17 protein-coding genes and 1 other annotated feature are annotated in these 17,084 nt (G+C 28.8%); of the genes, 4 read left to right on the forward strand and 13 right to left on the reverse strand.

Annotation, left to right across the window (positions count from 1 at the left end; all coding sequences use genetic code 11):
- Positions 1 to 173: 173 nt before the first annotated feature.
- Positions 174 to 3,410 (reverse strand): FtsX-like permease family protein, encoded by a 3,237-nt coding sequence (locus BR82_RS0111715; protein ID WP_027090343.1) that lies wholly within the window; start codon positions 3,408 to 3,410, stop codon positions 174 to 176.
- Between the two features lies 1 nt (position 3,411).
- On the reverse strand, positions 3,412 to 4,116 hold the full coding sequence (locus BR82_RS0111720) for an ABC transporter ATP-binding protein (RefSeq protein ID WP_027090344.1): 705 nt from the start codon (positions 4,114 to 4,116) through the stop codon (positions 3,412 to 3,414).
- A 216-nt stretch (positions 4,117 to 4,332) separates the two neighbouring features.
- On the opposite strand from BR82_RS0111720, the gene BR82_RS0111725 reads away from it, so the two are divergent.
- Entirely contained in the window at positions 4,333 to 4,863 is a 531-nt protein-coding gene (locus tag BR82_RS0111725) for a YfcE family phosphodiesterase (protein ID WP_027090345.1), read from the forward strand.
- Here BR82_RS0111725 and BR82_RS0111730 read toward each other — a convergent pair whose 3' ends face one another.
- The 10 genes from BR82_RS0111730 to BR82_RS0111775 all read right to left on the reverse strand — a co-directional run bounded on the left by BR82_RS0111730 (position 4,864) and on the right by BR82_RS0111775 (position 12,450).
- Positions 4,864 to 5,256, reverse strand: a complete 393-nt coding sequence (locus BR82_RS0111730; protein WP_027090346.1) for a hypothetical protein — start codon at positions 5,254 to 5,256, stop codon at positions 4,864 to 4,866.
- A gap of 107 nt (positions 5,257 to 5,363) precedes the next feature.
- Complete coding sequence (gene rplT / locus BR82_RS0111735; RefSeq protein ID WP_024721160.1) at positions 5,364 to 5,723, reverse strand: 50S ribosomal protein L20; 360 nt, start codon at positions 5,721 to 5,723, stop codon at positions 5,364 to 5,366.
- Between the two features lie 23 nt (positions 5,724 to 5,746).
- A complete protein-coding gene (gene rpmI, locus BR82_RS0111740; protein WP_004608985.1) occupies positions 5,747 to 5,941 on the reverse strand; it encodes a 50S ribosomal protein L35 in 195 nt (64 codons plus the stop codon).
- Between the two features lie 17 nt (positions 5,942 to 5,958).
- Complete coding sequence (gene infC / locus BR82_RS0111745; protein ID WP_034864889.1) at positions 5,959 to 6,513, reverse strand: translation initiation factor IF-3; 555 nt, start codon at positions 6,511 to 6,513, stop codon at positions 5,959 to 5,961.
- A gap of 6 nt (positions 6,514 to 6,519) precedes the next feature.
- Positions 6,520 to 6,642 (reverse strand) — a sequence feature (ribosomal protein L20 leader region).
- A gap of 182 nt (positions 6,643 to 6,824) precedes the next feature.
- Positions 6,825 to 7,670: an RluA family pseudouridine synthase gene (locus BR82_RS0111750; RefSeq protein WP_027090347.1), complete on the reverse strand. Its 846-nt coding sequence runs from the start codon at positions 7,668 to 7,670 to the stop codon at positions 6,825 to 6,827.
- Positions 7,663 to 7,965, reverse strand: a complete 303-nt coding sequence (locus tag BR82_RS0111755; protein WP_024721163.1) for a heavy metal-binding domain-containing protein — start codon at positions 7,963 to 7,965, stop codon at positions 7,663 to 7,665. Before BR82_RS0111755 ends, BR82_RS0111750 begins: the two co-directional genes overlap by 8 nt.
- 40 nt (positions 7,966 to 8,005) lie before the next feature.
- On the reverse strand, positions 8,006 to 9,955 hold the full coding sequence (locus BR82_RS0111760) for a P-type ATPase actuator domain-containing protein (RefSeq protein WP_027090348.1): 1,950 nt from the start codon (positions 9,953 to 9,955) through the stop codon (positions 8,006 to 8,008).
- A 57-nt stretch (positions 9,956 to 10,012) separates the two neighbouring features.
- On the reverse strand, positions 10,013 to 10,537 hold the full coding sequence (locus BR82_RS0111765) for a GNAT family N-acetyltransferase (protein WP_027090349.1): 525 nt from the start codon (positions 10,535 to 10,537) through the stop codon (positions 10,013 to 10,015).
- Positions 10,534 to 10,779, reverse strand: coding sequence for a hypothetical protein (locus BR82_RS0111770; RefSeq protein ID WP_027090350.1), 246 nt, complete (start codon positions 10,777 to 10,779; stop codon positions 10,534 to 10,536). Before BR82_RS0111770 ends, BR82_RS0111765 begins: the two co-directional genes overlap by 4 nt.
- A gap of 84 nt (positions 10,780 to 10,863) precedes the next feature.
- Positions 10,864 to 12,450: a peptide chain release factor 3 gene (locus BR82_RS0111775; protein WP_027090351.1), complete on the reverse strand. Its 1,587-nt coding sequence runs from the start codon at positions 12,448 to 12,450 to the stop codon at positions 10,864 to 10,866.
- A 127-nt stretch (positions 12,451 to 12,577) separates the two neighbouring features.
- Here BR82_RS0111775 and BR82_RS0111780 point away from each other — a divergent pair, with 127 nt between their 5' ends.
- A complete protein-coding gene (locus BR82_RS0111780) occupies positions 12,578 to 13,087 on the forward strand; it encodes a GNAT family N-acetyltransferase (RefSeq protein WP_027090352.1) in 510 nt (169 codons plus the stop codon).
- A gap of 14 nt (positions 13,088 to 13,101) precedes the next feature.
- On the opposite strand, the gene BR82_RS0111785 is transcribed toward BR82_RS0111780, so the two are convergent.
- Positions 13,102 to 13,860 carry a helix-turn-helix domain-containing protein gene (locus tag BR82_RS0111785; RefSeq protein WP_027090353.1) on the reverse strand — a complete coding sequence of 253 codons (759 nt, stop codon included), beginning with the start codon at positions 13,858 to 13,860 and terminating at the stop codon, positions 13,102 to 13,104.
- Positions 13,861 to 14,182: 322 nt separating this feature from the next.
- On the opposite strand from BR82_RS0111785, the gene BR82_RS0111795 reads away from it, so the two are divergent.
- Complete coding sequence (locus tag BR82_RS0111795; protein WP_027090354.1) at positions 14,183 to 14,860, forward strand: response regulator transcription factor; 678 nt, start codon at positions 14,183 to 14,185, stop codon at positions 14,858 to 14,860.
- Positions 14,850 to 15,869 carry a HAMP domain-containing sensor histidine kinase gene (locus BR82_RS0111800; protein WP_027090355.1) on the forward strand — a complete coding sequence of 340 codons (1,020 nt, stop codon included), beginning with the start codon at positions 14,850 to 14,852 and terminating at the stop codon, positions 15,867 to 15,869. Before BR82_RS0111795 ends, BR82_RS0111800 begins: the two co-directional genes overlap by 11 nt.
- Positions 15,870 to 17,084: the final 1,215 nt, after the last annotated feature.

The raw sequence follows: 17,084 nt of genomic DNA on the forward strand, positions 1-17,084 counted from the left end.
ATATTACTATTTATCTCAAAAATCCACCTATGAAAGCATTTTCATTTCTGCTGTTTTCTCAAAACATAAGCCTGGCTTATGTTTTGAAGGAAAAATTTTTTTAAACTTTCTTTAGAATTTCTTAAGATTTAATATACTCCTAAATAATAATTCTTATATCCATAAAGAATTTGTTATTCAATACTTTTCAAAGACTCAACCATATCAATACGATTTAAAACTTTACGCATCACAAAATTAATAAAAGTTGTAAAAAACATCGTAATTACTATCGCATATATATAACTCATTAGATTTACACTTCTAATGAACATCGCAACTTCTACCTCAACCGTTGTAATAACAAACATGTGAATCAATTTACCAAGTCCTAAGCCCACAAAAGAACCAATCAATCCTAAAATACGATTTTCTCTAAATACATAATCATATACTTCTCGAGGATAAAATCCTAATACTTTAATTGTTGCAATTTCACTTTTACGCTCTTGAATATTAATATTCGTTAAATTATATAACACAATAAAAGCTAAGGCACCTGCACATATAATCAAGATAATAACTACACTATCAATGCTTCCCATTTGATCTCTAAATCCTTGTGAAATTCCCTGGATATAATTAACCGAGTCAATATTAGCATTTTGATTACAATACTCATCAATTGTATTTTCATCTGTTTTATCTTTTAAGTTAAAATAAATATAATTTCTATTTACCTGCTCACCCGTTAATTCCTGATAAAACTGATCACTCATATAAATATGATGCTGAAAATGCAATACCATTACCCCACTAATTTTCACTTGATAACTCTGATCATCAATTTTAAGTGTAATCTTATCACCTGCTGCTACATTCAATAATTCTGAAAGTTTAGCCGAAATAATTACGCCATCATTATCCAATTTCAATTCATCATGAGTATTAAAATCTTCAAATTTAATATATTTACTTAATTCTTGATTACTATTAAATACTTCTAATGTGCCATAGTATTCTTTATCCCCTAAAATACTGATCGTATTTCGATAAAAATTACAACTATCTTTAATATTACTTACATCGTCAAAAGCTGCCTGTTCCCGCTTCAATTCTGATTGATCCAGATTCTTATCAAAAACAACGACCCCATCATAAACCCATATATTACCATACTGTTTATCAGCAAGAGTGGAAATTGAATTTTTAATTCCAAATCCAACCACTATCAAAGCTGTACATCCAGCAATTCCAATGATAGACATAAAGAAGCGTTTTTTATATCTAAAAATATTTCGCATCGTAACCTTTTGGTTAAAAGATAATCTTTTCCAAATAAAAGTAATTCTTTCTAAAATTATTCTTTTTCCAATTTTTGGTGGTTTAGGCCGCAATAAATTTGAAGGCATCTCACTTAATTCCTGACGGACTACGATATAAGTGACAATCATTGTAATAGCAACTGAAATCACAAATGTTTGAACGCAGATAAAACCGTTAAATCTTACTATTATTGGTGCTCCAACACTAAATAACATTTTATGATACAAGAAATAGATTATTCCTGGAAAAAAATATACACCAATGATCATTCCTAGGACACTAGCAAAAAAAGTCGCTAAAAAAGAATAAATAAGATATTGATTAATAACATCTTTTTTATCATATCCCAAAGCTCTAAAAGTACCACTTTGAATTCGCTGTTCTTCAACCATTCTAGTCATTGTAGTAAGACTCACTAAGGCAGCTACTAAAAAGAAAATCAACGGAAATACGACAGCTAAAGCGGCCATTGATTTACAGGCAGAATCAAAACTTAATATACTTGCATTTTCATCTCTAGTTAATGTTATTAATTCACTTGTCGGAATATCTTTGAGACTATTATGACCTTCATCTAATTTTTGCTTTGCTTCATCTAATTGTACTCGAGCATTATCTAAATCTATTTTTGTTTGATCTAATAAAGCTTTTGTATCATCTAGTGTTTTTTTGGAATTATCTAATTCTTGTTTAGATGACTTTAAAATAATCTCTGTGCTATCAAGCTTAGCTTTACTTTCATCTAAAGTATTTTTAGTATTTTCTAATAAAATCCTGTTTTGTTCTAAAACATTCTTATTTCCATCTAACTCAATTTTACTTTTATCTAATTCTTGTTTTAAATTAGTATTAGTAGTATTTAAAATCTCTAATTTTTCTTTCGTTTGATCTAAAAATGTTTTCAATTCAGTTAGCTGTCCTTCAGGGATTCCCGCATTAATAGCATCATTATACTCATTCAACTTTTGCTGATATACTTGATCTAACTGCTGATATTGACTTATCAGCTGATTATACTGCTCCATACCTGCCTGCCATTTAACCAATCCTTGATCATACTGACTTTTTCCTTCAAGATAAGCCTGCCAGCCTTGATCATATTGAGCTTTTCCAGCATTATACTGACTTAAGCCATCTTGATATTGTTGATAGCCTTCATTATATTGCGTCAAACCTTCTTGATATTGACGATATCCATCTTGATACTTGGCTAAACCATCATTATACTGATTGATTCCATCAGCATACTGTTTTTCTCCTTCAGATAGATCTTTTTCACCCTGATCAATTTCTTCATTAGCATTCTCAACAAGTTTATCATCTATCTGCGTTATTTCTTTATTCAATACTTTTTCTATTTGTTTATCAACTTTTTTTGTATAATCAAGATACTCATCACTAAATATATTATAATCATCACTGTTTTTTAACGTTACTCTTAATTCATTAAAAATTTCTGTTCCTCGTAAATCATATAACTCTTGAGGTAATGCTATATTTTCATTTCCCTTGGATAATATTTCTACATATCCATCATTTGTTCCGTCTCCTAAAGTATTTGTCCCACGTTCAATATTACTAACATAACGACAGTCATTAACAAAACCGCTAATTGTAAATTCTTTAGATTCATTATCATTAGATAAAATTATCTTATCACCAATATTTACCTTATTTTTCAAAGCAAAATTATAATCAATTACACATTCATCATCCTTAACAGGTAATTTCCCTTCAACAACCTCTAATTTATTTACATTATTATCAAAACTTTCATTAGAATAAACAGTAACTCCTTTACTATTATCATTAAATCCTATCAGTGCATCAAAACGATTTCCATATTCAACAGCCTTTACCTCATCAATAGCCAATATTTTTTCAATAACATCTTCATCAAACCCTAAAGTATTAATATAATTCAAATCATTATATTCATATTTCTTTAAATAATCATCCATTGTAGTTTCCATGATCAATGAAGTATGCCGTAATCCCGCAAAAAAGGCTGCTCCTAAAAAGACAATACAAAAAATAGATAAAAATCTTGCTTTAGTTTTACGAATAATTTGAATTTGATTTTTTACATACGCTCTTTTTTTCATATTACCACTCAATTTCTGCTATTGGTTTAGGATTTTCATTTAGATTCATTGATGCTACCTGTCCATTCTTCAAATGAATGATACGATCTGCCATTGGTGCCAATGCACTATTATGAGTAATGACGATCACTGTCATCGTATATTTATCACACATCTCCCTTAATAAGCCTAAAATTGCTTTACCGGTTTGGTAATCTAAAGCTCCTGTTGGTTCATCACACAACAATAATTTAGGATTTTTAGCGATAGCTCTTGCAATCGCCACCCGCTGTTGTTCACCACCTGATAATTGAGCTGGAAAGTTATTAGTTCTATCTTCCAAACCAACTCTTTTTAACACCATTTTTACATCTAAAGGATTTTTTGATATTTGTGTTGCCAGCTCAACATTTTCAAGAGCTGTTAAATTTTGAACTAAATTATAAAATTGAAAAACAAACCCGATATCGTCTCTACGATATTGTGTCAACTGTTTTTCGTCATATGCTGCAACATCTTTACCATCAACAATGATTTTGCCACTTGTAGCCTTATCCATTCCACCAAGCAAATTTAAAATCGTCGTTTTCCCAGCTCCTGAAGGTCCTACAATAACAACAAATTCACCTTTTTCAATCTTAAAATCAACACCATTTGATGCATTGATCTCAACATCACCAACTTTGTATATTTTTTTTACGTTTTCAAAAACAATGAAGCTTTTCACTAGCATCACTACCTTTCTTTTTCGACATTATAATTATAACATGAAATAATTATTGTTTAAAGAAACCAACTTTGGATCAATTTTTATTTTTATAGGAATTTTAACATTTAAATGTTAAAATTATATTAATGAAGCGTTTTCTTAATAATTTTGTTGATTAATATCAAATCATGACAAATTACCAATGCTTTTAATAACTACATAAGGAGATACAAAATGAAGATAATGATCTTGTCTGATTCTCATACAATGCCTAAAGAGGATCTAATAACTTTGCTTAAACATAGCCGTGCTGACTATTATATACACTGTGGTGATATTTATACGTATTATGAAGGTCTTGGCTTAAATAATTTTTATTTAGTTAGAGGAAATAATGATTTTAATAGAAACATTCATGATGAAATATTTATTACTATTGATAATCTCAAATTTTTTGTTACACATGGTCATCATTACAACGTTGACTATGACCTTGACCATCTTTTTAATACTGGTGAGAAAAAAGGTGCCGATGTCATATGTTTTGGACATACCCACAATCCTTTTATCATTAATAAAAATAACATCACCATGATCAATCCCGGCAGTGTCTGTTATTCACGGGGAAAATATCGTGCCCCAACTTATTGTATCTACGATACCCGGAATAAAAAAACTGTTTTTTATGATGTCACCACCCTTAAACCATGTAATCCTTTTAGCACTTCAAAAAAAGAACCATTTTTTAAAAAATGGTTCAAATAATCAATATTCCTGCAATTCCTTTTTCAAATCCTCAATATAACGTTCCTCAAATTTATCAACATTCATAAATTTACCTAAAAATGATCGTGATTCAAAATAAAACAATAAATACAATCTACAGCCGCCATTTTTTAATGGTGCAAACTGACCACACCACTGTCCTTGATAATTATCATTTTGAACATTATATTCAAGCTGAATATTTTTATGATAATCAGTTATTTTAATTTTAGTATTCCTACCTTGGCGATCATATTCTATATACTCATTATCACTGATTTTTTCCACTTTTGATAAATCACTACGCCAAGAACAGTCGCTCATATTAGTTACAGTTTCAAACACTTTTTCAACATTACTTTTAAAATCAACTGTCATCTCCACACGTTTCATTTTATCCCTCCAAAAATCATAGTTTATATTAACTTTATTATAACATACTTGCACCTTTAAAAGGGCTCACTATGATAAAAAGACTGTTGGATCCAACAGTCTTTTTATTATTTTTCTAATGCTTTTTTAGCAGTGTTGACAATTTCTGTGAATCCTTTTGGATCACAAATTGCAACTTCTGATAACATTTTACGGTTAATTTCAACGTTAGCTAATTTTAATCCGTGCATTAATTTAGAATATGAGATATTATTTAATCTTGCTGCTGCATTAATACGAGCAATCCATAATTTTCTCATATCTCTTTTTACTTGTCTTCTATCTCTATATGAATAAGCTAATGAATGCATCACTTGTTCATGTGCTGTTTTATATAATGTATGTTTAGAACCAAAATATCCTTTAGCTAATTTTAATACTTTTTTTCTTCTACGTCTTGTAGTAAATCCACCTTTTACTCTTGCCATTTATATATTCCTCCTATTTAAAACTATTTACATAATCTTGATTTAATTCTCTTATAATCAGAAGCATGTACTAGAGTTGCTTTAGCTAAATGTTTCTTTTGTTTATGAGTTTTGTTATGAGATAAGTGTGATACGTAAGCATGACTACGTTTTAATTTACCACTACCTGTTCTTTTTAAACGTTTTTTTAGACCACTATGTGATTTCATTTTTGGCATAATAAATTCCTCCTAAATTATTTTTTCTTTGGTGCAATTATTGCAGTTAAAGTTCTACCCTCAAGCTTAGCTGGTTTTTCAATCTGACCAACCTCAGCACACTCAGCTACGAAGTCATCAATAACTTTTTTACCAAGATCCATATGAGCTAATTGACGTCCTCTAAATCTAATTGCCACCTTAACCTTATTACCTTCTTCTAACCATTTTAACGTTCTCTTTAATTTTACATTCTTATCATGAACATCAATAGTTACAGATAATTGTGTTTCTTTTAATGCAACAACTTTTGAATTTCGTTTCATTTCTTTAGCTTTCTTTTGTTGTTCAAAGCGATATTTACCAAAGTCCATGATTCGACATACCGGCGGTTTTGCATTTGGTGCAACACACACTAGATCAAGACCTTCGTTATAAGCAATATCAATCGCTTGATTACGAGACTTCACTCCTAATTGATCACCATTTTGATCAATTACTAAAACTTCTTTGAAACGAATTTTCTCGTTTACCAACTCATCTGGTTGTTTTGGTTTTTTGTTATCAAATCTGCTAATAAAAGCCACCTCCATTTTAGTAGTTTAAATAAAAAGTGAGCACACTAAGTGCCCACACATATTGACAATAAGATAATTATCTTAGTGACATTTGCCTATCGATATCATCAATCAGGCGAGAAGCAGGCACTTCTTCTTTCCACTACTTTTCATTTTCTTGTATAGAATAGCATTTTAATTCAATAAAGTCAATAATATTTTAAAATTTATTCATCTTCTTTTATTTGTAAATATTTAAATGCCCCTATGACTGTAAATCCTAATAAAACCATAATTGTAAACATCCTATCACCATTATATTATATGTTCAATTATTCGTTTTATTCCTATTTATAAACTAAACATTTTTCAAAAACTTCCGGCATTGCTGCTTTAAACTCCATTTTTACCTTTGTATCAGGATGTACAAATGCAAATACATGACTGTGCAATCCCATCCTTTTCAACGGATTAGTTGCAGCACCATATTTTTTATCGCCAACGATACTATGTCCTAAATACTGCATATGTACTCTAATTTGATTTTTGCGTCCCGTATCTAAGAAAATTTCCAGCAGCGAATTATAACGAGACTCTTTTAAAACTTGATAATTAGTAATTGCTAGTTTCCCTTTTCTTTGATTCGAAACATAGACCATCTGTGTTTTACTTTCATCCAAATAATTTTTTATTTGACCTTTCTTTTTATCTAACTTACCTTCAACGATTGCCAAATAACCACGTTTATATACGATTTCATTCCAGTTGTTTTGCAGTTTATTTTTGATTATTTCGTTTTTAGCAAACATCAAAACACCTGATGTATCTTTATCTAAACGGTGAATGACAAATACTTTTGCCTTGTTATTTTTACTCTTCAAATATTCACCAACTAAATGATATGCGGTTTTCTCTTTTTCATTTCCACCAGCAATACTTAACAATCCCGAAGGCTTATTAATTACAATTAATTCATCATCTTCATAAAGAATATCTAAATTTATTTTTGAAAAACTACCTTTATCAACAACAATTTCATCACCTTTTTTTAATTGGTAATTAAATTGGCTCGTTACTATTCCATTTACTTTAACCTGCTTATATTTTAATAAATTTTTAGCACTCTTTCTATTATAATGATTCAACAAAAATTCAATTAATAAAATATCTTTTTCAATCAGATATTTATTCATTTATTTCTTCCGCCTTTACTGCCATTCCAGAAACTTGACATTCAATCATATTATTACCTAAATTAGTTGTCGTAAAGCGAACATTAACGATTGCTGTTGCATGTCTTCTCAAAGCATGCTCAACTATTATTGATGTTGCTTCTTGTCTCGTAATATCTAATAACTGTTCAATATTTGTATTATCGTCAGTTTCTAAAGCCTTATTCATCACTTTACTGCCAAATACAATTCCTAAATTTTTAGTTATCTTATAACCTGGTAAATAATCCATTGTACATATTTCAACCATCTTCATACAATTCTTTTCCCCTTATTTATATTTATTCAAAATCAGCTTATTTCATATCAATAATTCGATGAGTATTTAATAAAACTACTATCTCCTCCACTAAATAAATCACTAATGCCAGCCACCAAGGCAATATCCCTTTTACAGCCATTATCATCATCATAAAATTAATCAACAATCCAACAAATATATTTTCAAATGTAACTTCTTTTTGTTTTTTTGAAATCATAAATGTTTCAATAACTGTATTTAAATCCGAATTCATCAACATAATATCGCTATTTTCAATAACTCTTTTATCTTTTATACCGCCACGACTAATTCCTACATATGCTTTTTGCAACAAAGCAATATCTTTAGAGTTATCTCCAATATAAGCAACGGGACCATCTACTCCGGCTCTTTCCATAATTTCTAACTTTTCATCTACAGTTAAATTATTATGAATCTTATACTGATCATCTTCCAAATCAACTGGACCATCATTAAAAATAATCAAATCTAAATGTAATTTAGATAATTCAGAAAATAAATTCATCTCCTCTTCAGTTACTTCAACGCCATCAAAACGATCATAAATAACAGTTCGACAAGAGTTTAATGCATCTAATCCACTATTTTCTTTTATTACAATATTTTTTGAAAAAGCTTTAGCAACCCCTGATAATACCGCAAACGATGAAACTTGTTTGTAAGCAAATGAACCAGAAATAGTCAATAAAATCGTTCCTAAATAAATAAACTTAAAATTATTTTCTAGATCAATAAACGGGATGATCGTTGCACAAATTATTCCTGAAGCAACTAAAAAAACAGTATACACTTTACAAATCAGCTCCACTATTTTATGAGTTCTAGAAGAATTAACTGGTGCCATCATCGCAATTTCTAAGATCTTATTCATAGCACTATGATCATATGTATATAAAATTTTAATTCGTAAAGTTCCCGTAATATTGACACTACCGCTTTGAACCTCACTGCCAACCGTTACTTTTTCTAAAATATCATTCCCGTTGATAGCAAACATATCAATATCACTTTCACCAGAAATAACTTTTCCTCCAAGAGGAATTGTTTCTCCTGGCATAATAGTAATAATATCACCAATATCAATATCCTCTAAAGAAACCATTTCATACTCATTTTCTTTTATTTCCCGTCTTCCTAACTGAACCGGATTTATCTCATTATTTATTTTTCCCATCGTTAAACTGATAAGATGCAATAATAATCGCTCACCTATTTGAAAAATCAATGATACTATCAATGTTTCAACATAAGCTCCATATACCCAGCCAAATAAACAAGCTAAATTAATAGTTATATTTTCACTTAAAAAATGTTTAACCTTCAAATCTCTATAAGCTCTACGCAAAATATTTTCATTAAAAATAATCAATCCTACTAACCAGGCAAGATTTGTTATAATACTTGGATCATTTCTCGTTACTAACCCTAAAGCCAGTGCAACAAACAAAACAGCAATTTTAAACATTCTCTTTAAATATTTTTCTTGAAACAAATCTTGAGATTTAAACGGTTTTTTCCATTGTTCCACATCTATATTAGGATTAACTTTATCTACTAAACGATTTAATCTTACCAAAATATTTTTCTGACTAGTCGTTACCTTAAGTAATTTATTTGTAAAATCAAGAGTTACATTTTCATAATCCGAATAGCGGGAAATTACTTCCTCAATTTCTTTAGCTTCTTCTTCTGTTTCCAAATTAGTAAACATAAAGATGTATTCCATTTTACTTTCCGAAGCAACGAATTCACGCTTACGTGAATTGATTTCTTCTTTTAATACTAAATCAGGATAATTATTTTTCAAAACTTCATGAACATTATCTGGATTTTCACAATAAAAAGATATTCCTGTTTTACCAATCTTGATTCTTGAAACTTCTTCCATTCCGTTCAATAATAAACTTATTTCATTTAATTTATGATTATCATTTATATTATCAACATAGAAATTACGCGCCATAGTAATCTCCTTTCTAATTGATTTTTATTTTATCATATCTATTCTAAAAAGCCAAACCTATATGTTTATTCCATAAACATATTTTAAAATTCGGGGATAAAAAATTTCAAATTCATCTTCTGTTATCGCTTTAGGATAAGACATTAGATGAAAATATAAACGATGTTTCAAATTACGCACTGGCAAAACGCAATAATCATATTGATCATTTAAAACAAGTCCACATTTTTGATAAAATGCTACTCTCCGAATACTTTGTTCATCTTCAGGATACTCAACCTCTAAAATCACCATTGTATCGACCATTGCTATAAAGTGTTTCAACATTTTACTTCCTAAACCTTTTCCCTTATGATCACCATCAATAGCAAAATAATCAATAAAAACAAATTCATTACTAAGATAATAAGACAATATCCCGATCATTTTATTATTATCTATTAAAGTCAGTACTTTAAAGGCATCTTTTTTAAAAGTATCCTTCATATATTCATAATCCTTAATTTCTTTTCTTGGAAAATTATTTAAAATAATATTATAAAAATCATCAAAATCCTTTAATTCTAAATCTTTAAAGATCATCTTTTTATCCCTTTCCTTTTCATTAATACAAAATTTTCTTCAAATTCTTCTTTAGTACAAGAAAGATCAAATTCTTCACCATAAATCTTATAATTTATCTGCAGTTGACCACTATCCCTAATCACACAGTCATAAATATGCCCTTTAGTAAACAAATCACGCTGCTCTTTACCAATAACGATATTCATTGTTTTAATACAGCGACAAACTCGCCGCTTTCCTATATTTGCGATAGCAATCACCTCTTTTCTCTTTTATTATAGCATTTCTAAAACCAATAAAACAATAAACATAAAAAGTCTAGATGATCTAGACTTTTATCATAACTAATTTTTACTAAATTCTAACAGCTCTAAACCAGGGTTCTTTTCACTGGCCCAGCGTACACCCCAATCATTTGTAAACAACAATAAATATTGTCCTTTTAAATCTTGAACTTTTTTGGTATCACTAGATAAATTTAACGAATTTAGATCAAGGCTTGTTTTTACCCAGCGAATATATTGATAAGGTAAAGGCTGTTTAATGATCTCAACATTATATTCATTCTTTAAACGATGCTCTAATACTTCAAATTGTAGTACCCCAACTACACCAACGATGATTTCTTCCATTCCCCCGCCTAGTTCCGTAAAAATCTGAATTGCCCCTTCTTTAGCAATTTGCTCAACACCTTTTACAAACTGTTTTCTTTTCATCGTGTCTTTATTGCGAATCAGCGAAAAATGTTCAGGTGCAAATGTTGGTATTCCTTCAAACGCAAATTTTGCTTTACCCGTAGTAATCGTATCGCCAATAGAAAAGATTCCTGGATCAAAAATACCAATAATATCGCCGGCATAAGCCTCATCTACTTCCTGACGTTCATCGGCCATTAACTGTTTTGACTGATTCAATTTGATTTTGCGACCACCTTGATAATGATAAACTTCCATTCCCTTAGTAAACTTACCAGAACAAATTCTAAAAAATGCCATTCGATCACGATGTGCCTTATTCATATTAGCTTGAATCTTAAAAACAAAGGCACTAAAATCTTCACTAAATGGATCAATTATTTTTTCTCCCGTACTACGTGGCAATGGTGGCGTCGTCATTTCTAAGAAATGTTTTAAGAATGGTTCAATTCCAAAATTAGTTAAAGCTGAACCAAAACAAACTGGTGAAAGTTTCCCCTGACGAACCTTTTCTAAATCAAAATTATTACCAGCCATATCTAATAACTCAATATCTTCCTGCAATTTATTATATAACTCTTCATCTAATTCATTAACTAACTCCGGATCATCAAACTTCATCACTTTAGTATCTACTTCCTTACGTCCGCCATCAACCGGAATAAAGCGAATTACTTCTTTATCATTGCGTTCATAGACCCCTTTGAACTCTTTTCCCGAACCGATCGGCCAATTGATAGCACACGTATCAATTCCCAGTTCTTGTTCAATTTCTTCCATTAATTGATATGGATCCTGGGCTTCACGATCCATTTTATTAATAAAAGTAAAAATAGGAATATTACGCATCGTACATACCTTGAATAATTTACGTGTCTGATCTTCGACACCTTTACTAGCATCAATTACCATTACTGCACAGTCTGCTGCCATTAAAGTACGGTATGTATCTTCTGAAAAGTCCTGGTGTCCTGGAGTATCCAAAATATTGATACAAAAACCATCATATTCGAATTGTAATACTGATGATGTAACAGAAATTCCTCTTTGCTTTTCAATTTCCATCCAGTCACTAGTAGCATGTTTACTATTTTTTTTACCTTTAACACTACCAGCTTGTTGAATTGCCCCTCCATATAATAAGAATTTTTCTGTTAAGGTTGTTTTCCCTGCATCAGGATGGGAAATGATTGCAAATGTTCGTCTTTTTTCTACTTCTTTAATAAATTCACTCATCTTAATGTCTCCTTGCAAACTTAAATAATATAGATTAATCCTGATTTTGTCAACCTAAACTTAACTTTTGAAGCATAGTTTGGAAATAATGATCATCTATGCTACAATGAAACAAGTGAGGTGCAATATGTTTATAAGACAAGAAGAAACAAAAGATTATAAAATTGTACATTCCGTGATAAAAGAAGCCTTTAGTTGTGCTAAACACACAGATGGAAATGAGCATGATTTAGTAGATGCATTAAGAAACAGTAAAGCTTTTATCCCCGAATTGTCTTTAGTTGCTGAAATAAACGGAAAAATCGTCGGACATATAATGTTTACAAAGGCAAATATTGATAATTTTGTAGTTTTAGCGTTAGCTCCATTATCAGTTTTACCTGAATATCAAAAAAAAGGCGTTGGAACTGCGTTAATCAAAGAAGGGCATAAGATTGCTAAAGAATTAGGCTATGGATATTCAATCGTATTAGGCAGTGAGAAATATTATCCTAAACTAGGCTATTTACCAGCAGACAGTTTTAATATAAGACCATCTTTTGATGTACCAGAAGAAAATTTTATGGTTTATAAAATAAACAAAGATGCTTTTAATATTCATGGAATTGTCAAATACGCAAAAGAATTTGGAATTTAAAAGTATATTATTCTTTATAAATTATTAAATCGAGTTATTTGCTTCGGATATTTTTCTGGAGTTATACTCGTATTTTTTTTAAACACTTGAATAAAGTAACTTTCAGATGAATATCCAAGTGTATATGCAATTTCTTTAATAGATAATTTGTTTTGAATTAAATATGTTTTTGCTAGTTCAACTTTTTGTTGATTAATATAATGATTAATTGATTCTTTTGTGTCTGATTTGAAAATTCGACACAAATATTCTTTAGAAATATTAATGTTATTAGCTAAATCATTTAAAGTTATATGATCATGAAGATGAGAGTTTATGTATTTTATTGCACTAATTGTATAATTTGAATATTGTTTTATATTTTTTTGATATACCATATATGTAAATTTATATAATAGCTGCATCATAAATTCATCAAAATCATCAAAATCATTTATTTTAAAAATATTTCTCATCTCTTGATCACTAAAATCAAAAGCCAAATTTTCACTTACACCTGCATCAATAACAGCTCGACACAAAATTGCAATAAATCCAATTGCAATAATTTTTTTCTGTTCATTTTTATTATTAGATAATTTTCCAAAGTAAATGTTATTTAAATCTATATCTGAAAATATTTTTTTTATTTTCTCGATATTACCACTTTTTACAATTTCCAATAGTTGCAGCTCATATTGATATGGAATTCTTTCTACATTATATTCTTGTTTCAAATATGCAAAATCACTTTTTTCAACATCTAAAATTATAATATTTTCAAATTTATTCATAGCGCCTACCTCTTATCAATATTTTAACATTTATATCAATATATTGATATAAGTAATTAATTAAAATCGTTAAAATAAACTTGCTTTAGGACATTGTATAAAAGAAATAGAGCTGATTCCTATCGCTCAATTAACGAGCTATTAAATGGCAACAGATTTAAAAACTGGAACAGCAGATACACCGGCTGACCAAAATAACGTAACTCATTATCAAGTTATTATTCCCCATTCAAAATATCATAGAATTTATTAATTTTATATCTTCTTTTCCAATAAGATAGATCCGTTATTTTAATTATTAGAATCGTTAGGAGATGAAAAAATGGTCAATTTACTAATTGTTGAAGATGATGAAAATATTCTTTTACTGACATATTTAAATTTAAAAAATGAATATCATATTTTTACTGCAAAAAATGGCAAAGAAGCATTAAATATCATTTATAATAAAAAAATAGATCTAATGATTACAGATATCATGATGCCTCAGATGAATGGATATGAACTAGTAGAAACAATACGACAAGACGGTTTTAATTTTCCAGTTATATTTTTAACTGCCAAAAATTCTTTTGATGATAAGCGAAAAGGTTTTTCGTTAGAAATCGATGATTATTTAACAAAACCATTTCATTTTGAAGAACTAAGATGGCATATTCGTTCTTTATTAAGACGCTGCCAAATAAATACAAGTAAACAGATTGTAATTGGAGATATTATTATTGATGAAAAAACATATACTATTCAAAAAGAAGATAATATAATCTCACTATCAAAAAAAGAATTTCAATTATTATATAAATTATTATCATATCCAAATATGATTTTCACAAAAAATCAGTTACTTGATGAAATTTGGGGATATGACAGCGAATCAAGTGAAGATACTATTAAAACCCATATTAATAAGCTTAGACAAAAATGTGCTTCTTTTACACAATTTAAAATCTCAACTGTTCGAGGACTAGGTTATAAAGGAGAAATAATAGATGAAGGATAAAAAATTTCGTAATTATTTGATTATTGGTAGTATTTTAGTTGTCGTACTATCAGTTTGCAGTTATGCATTAATCGAATTTATTACCAATGTAATCTTTATGTATAATCCTGAGTACGATCCAATAAGTGCAATTGGTATGATCGTCCCTATGGGAACGATTATTTGCATATGTATTTCTCTCTTTTCTAAAAAGATATATAAATATGTCCATAAACTTATAGATGGATTAGAACAAGTATCTAAAGGAAATTACAATATACAATTGGATATAAATAAGTCAGGGCCTTTTAGTGAAGTGTATGATAACTTTAATAAAATGGTAAATGAATTAAATAACATTTGTTACATGAACGAAGATTTCATCAATAACTTCTCTCATGAATTTAAGACCCCTATTGTTTCTATTAATGGTTTTGCAGAATTACTATTAAATACTGATTGTTCCAAAGAAATACAAAAAAAATATTTAACTATTATTTATAATGAATCTAAAAGACTGTCAGATTTATCTCAAAACACTCTATTATTATCAAAATTAGAAAGTACAGGTATTTTAACTGACAAAGAAGAATATAAACTGGATGAACAAATCAAGCAATGTATGATCTTGCTTTATTATCAAGCAGAATTAAAGAACATTAGTGTTGAATTGAATTTAAAACAATATTATTTTTTTGGTAATAAAGAGCTAATAAATCATATTTGGATCAATATTATATCTAATGCTATCAAATATACAAATAAAAATGGAAAGATAATAATTGATATGAGTAAAACTGATGATAATGTCTTAGTTACCATAAAGGATACCGGAATTGGAATGTCTCAAAATGAGATATCACGTATTTTTGATAAATTCTATCAAGCTGATTCATCTCATTCTAATAAAGGACTTGGTCTAGGTTTATCTATTACAAAAAAAATAGTAGAACTTCACAAAGGAAAAATAGAAGTATCTTCTATATTAGGAAAAGGTACTACTTTTAAAATATGGCTTCCTTTAATATAAATAAAAAATACTACATTATAAATTTTGATTAGCTCTCTACAAAATAAATAGAAATATCAGGTGCTTTGTCAATTGACAAAGCATCTTTTATCATGCTTGTAAATAATTTATAATTTCATTATAAAATTGTACATAATATTTTTCATATGTTTGTTTTCCTTGATAAAATATTGAGTCGATTCTTCAGCCATGTTTAAAACTACTGAACGTACCTTTATCAGTGTCAAATCATTGAATCGTTTTTATAATCTTTTGTCATTGTAGAAAATCATATAAGCATCAATAATTGCCTTTAATTCTTTGTAAAAATAAAATTTTTTCAAATAAGACATTTTACTTTTAATGATTTCCAAAGAAACTCCAATTGGTCTATTGTCGATACATCAATCAGTTGCTGATATCCTATTTCAATAATCTAAAACTGCTTGTAAATTTTTCTCAATTATATATTTATTTTTTCATTCTACAAGAAAAGATCCCTCTTTTCATAAACAACTATATTTTAGTTAATTTACACAAAGAATTTCACGGTTTTGGACAACTCAAAACTATGCAAAGCCCCATTTTATGGGGCTTTTGTAGTATTCAGATTTTTTAGAATTTCGAAAATTTTTATGAGTAAGATGCACGTAAGAAGCTAGTAATATGCAAAATTAACCAGCACAATTCTTAAATAAGAAGCAAAATGATGTTGCATAAAATAATGATGAATGGATAAAATAAGAAATGTCAATAACATTGACACTTTCGATATTTTATAGTATATTATAAATGAAAAAGGAACTACCGATAAGCGGTTGTTCCAATGAAAAAAGTTATATGAAAATAACCGTATCAGTGGAATGGGCGGTTATTTTCTTTTGGAAATCTTTATAATTAAAGAGATTAATGCAATAAGCATTATAACAAATTGGAATAAACCCTCATATGTTATCATTAGCACCTCCGGCAGCTTGTATTTCTCATAAGAGATTACTGTTCGAAGACGCTGCCATTTCTACGAAAGACTATGAAATGGATCAACCGCCTACCGTTATAAGTAGTTCAACGAGATTATATCATAAGCACTTATATATTTATACAAGTTTTTGCAAAAGAAAATACAATTTTGTCTATAAAATAAAGTTCCTATCTTTGGTGATAGGAACTCATGTTTTTATAATGAAATGTTTGTTGGATATGATTTTCATATTCAAGTATAATTTTGGGATAAAC

It is taken from the genome of Thomasclavelia saccharogumia DSM 17460 (assembly GCF_000686665.1).
Taxonomy (GTDB): domain Bacteria; phylum Bacillota_I; class Bacilli_A; order Erysipelotrichales; family Coprobacillaceae; genus Thomasclavelia; species Thomasclavelia saccharogumia.

What these genes read in the sequence shown, in the direction of transcription:
- BR82_RS0111785 (WP_027090353.1), bottom strand. Translation starts at nt 13,860, where the DNA reads ATGAATAAATTTGAAAATATTATAATTTTAGATGTTGAAAAAAGTGAT.
- BR82_RS0111715 (WP_027090343.1), bottom strand. Translation starts at nt 3,410, where the DNA reads ATGAAAAAAAGAGCGTATGTAAAAAATCAAATTCAAATTATTCGTAAA.
- BR82_RS0111780 (WP_027090352.1), top strand. Translation starts at nt 12,578, where the DNA reads ATGTTTATAAGACAAGAAGAAACAAAAGATTATAAAATTGTACATTCC.
- BR82_RS0111730 (WP_027090346.1), bottom strand. Translation starts at nt 5,256, where the DNA reads ATGAAACGTGTGGAGATGACAGTTGATTTTAAAAGTAATGTTGAAAAA.
- BR82_RS0111760 (WP_027090348.1), bottom strand. Translation starts at nt 9,955, where the DNA reads ATGGCGCGTAATTTCTATGTTGATAATATAAATGATAATCATAAATTA.
- BR82_RS0111795 (WP_027090354.1), top strand. Translation starts at nt 14,183, where the DNA reads ATGGTCAATTTACTAATTGTTGAAGATGATGAAAATATTCTTTTACTG.
- BR82_RS0111750 (WP_027090347.1), bottom strand. Translation starts at nt 7,670, where the DNA reads ATGAATAAATATCTGATTGAAAAAGATATTTTATTAATTGAATTTTTG.
- BR82_RS0111725 (WP_027090345.1), top strand. Translation starts at nt 4,333, where the DNA reads ATGAAGATAATGATCTTGTCTGATTCTCATACAATGCCTAAAGAGGAT.
- BR82_RS0111755 (WP_024721163.1), bottom strand. Translation starts at nt 7,965, where the DNA reads ATGAAGATGGTTGAAATATGTACAATGGATTATTTACCAGGTTATAAG.
- BR82_RS0111800 (WP_027090355.1), top strand. Translation starts at nt 14,850, where the DNA reads ATGAAGGATAAAAAATTTCGTAATTATTTGATTATTGGTAGTATTTTA.
- infC (WP_034864889.1), bottom strand. Translation starts at nt 6,513, where the DNA reads ATGGAGGTGGCTTTTATTAGCAGATTTGATAACAAAAAACCAAAACAA.
- rplT (WP_024721160.1), bottom strand. Translation starts at nt 5,723, where the DNA reads ATGGCAAGAGTAAAAGGTGGATTTACTACAAGACGTAGAAGAAAAAAA.
- BR82_RS0111765 (WP_027090349.1), bottom strand. Translation starts at nt 10,537, where the DNA reads ATGATCTTTAAAGATTTAGAATTAAAGGATTTTGATGATTTTTATAAT.
- BR82_RS0111775 (WP_027090351.1), bottom strand. Translation starts at nt 12,450, where the DNA reads ATGAGTGAATTTATTAAAGAAGTAGAAAAAAGACGAACATTTGCAATC.
- rpmI (WP_004608985.1), bottom strand. Translation starts at nt 5,941, where the DNA reads ATGCCAAAAATGAAATCACATAGTGGTCTAAAAAAACGTTTAAAAAGA.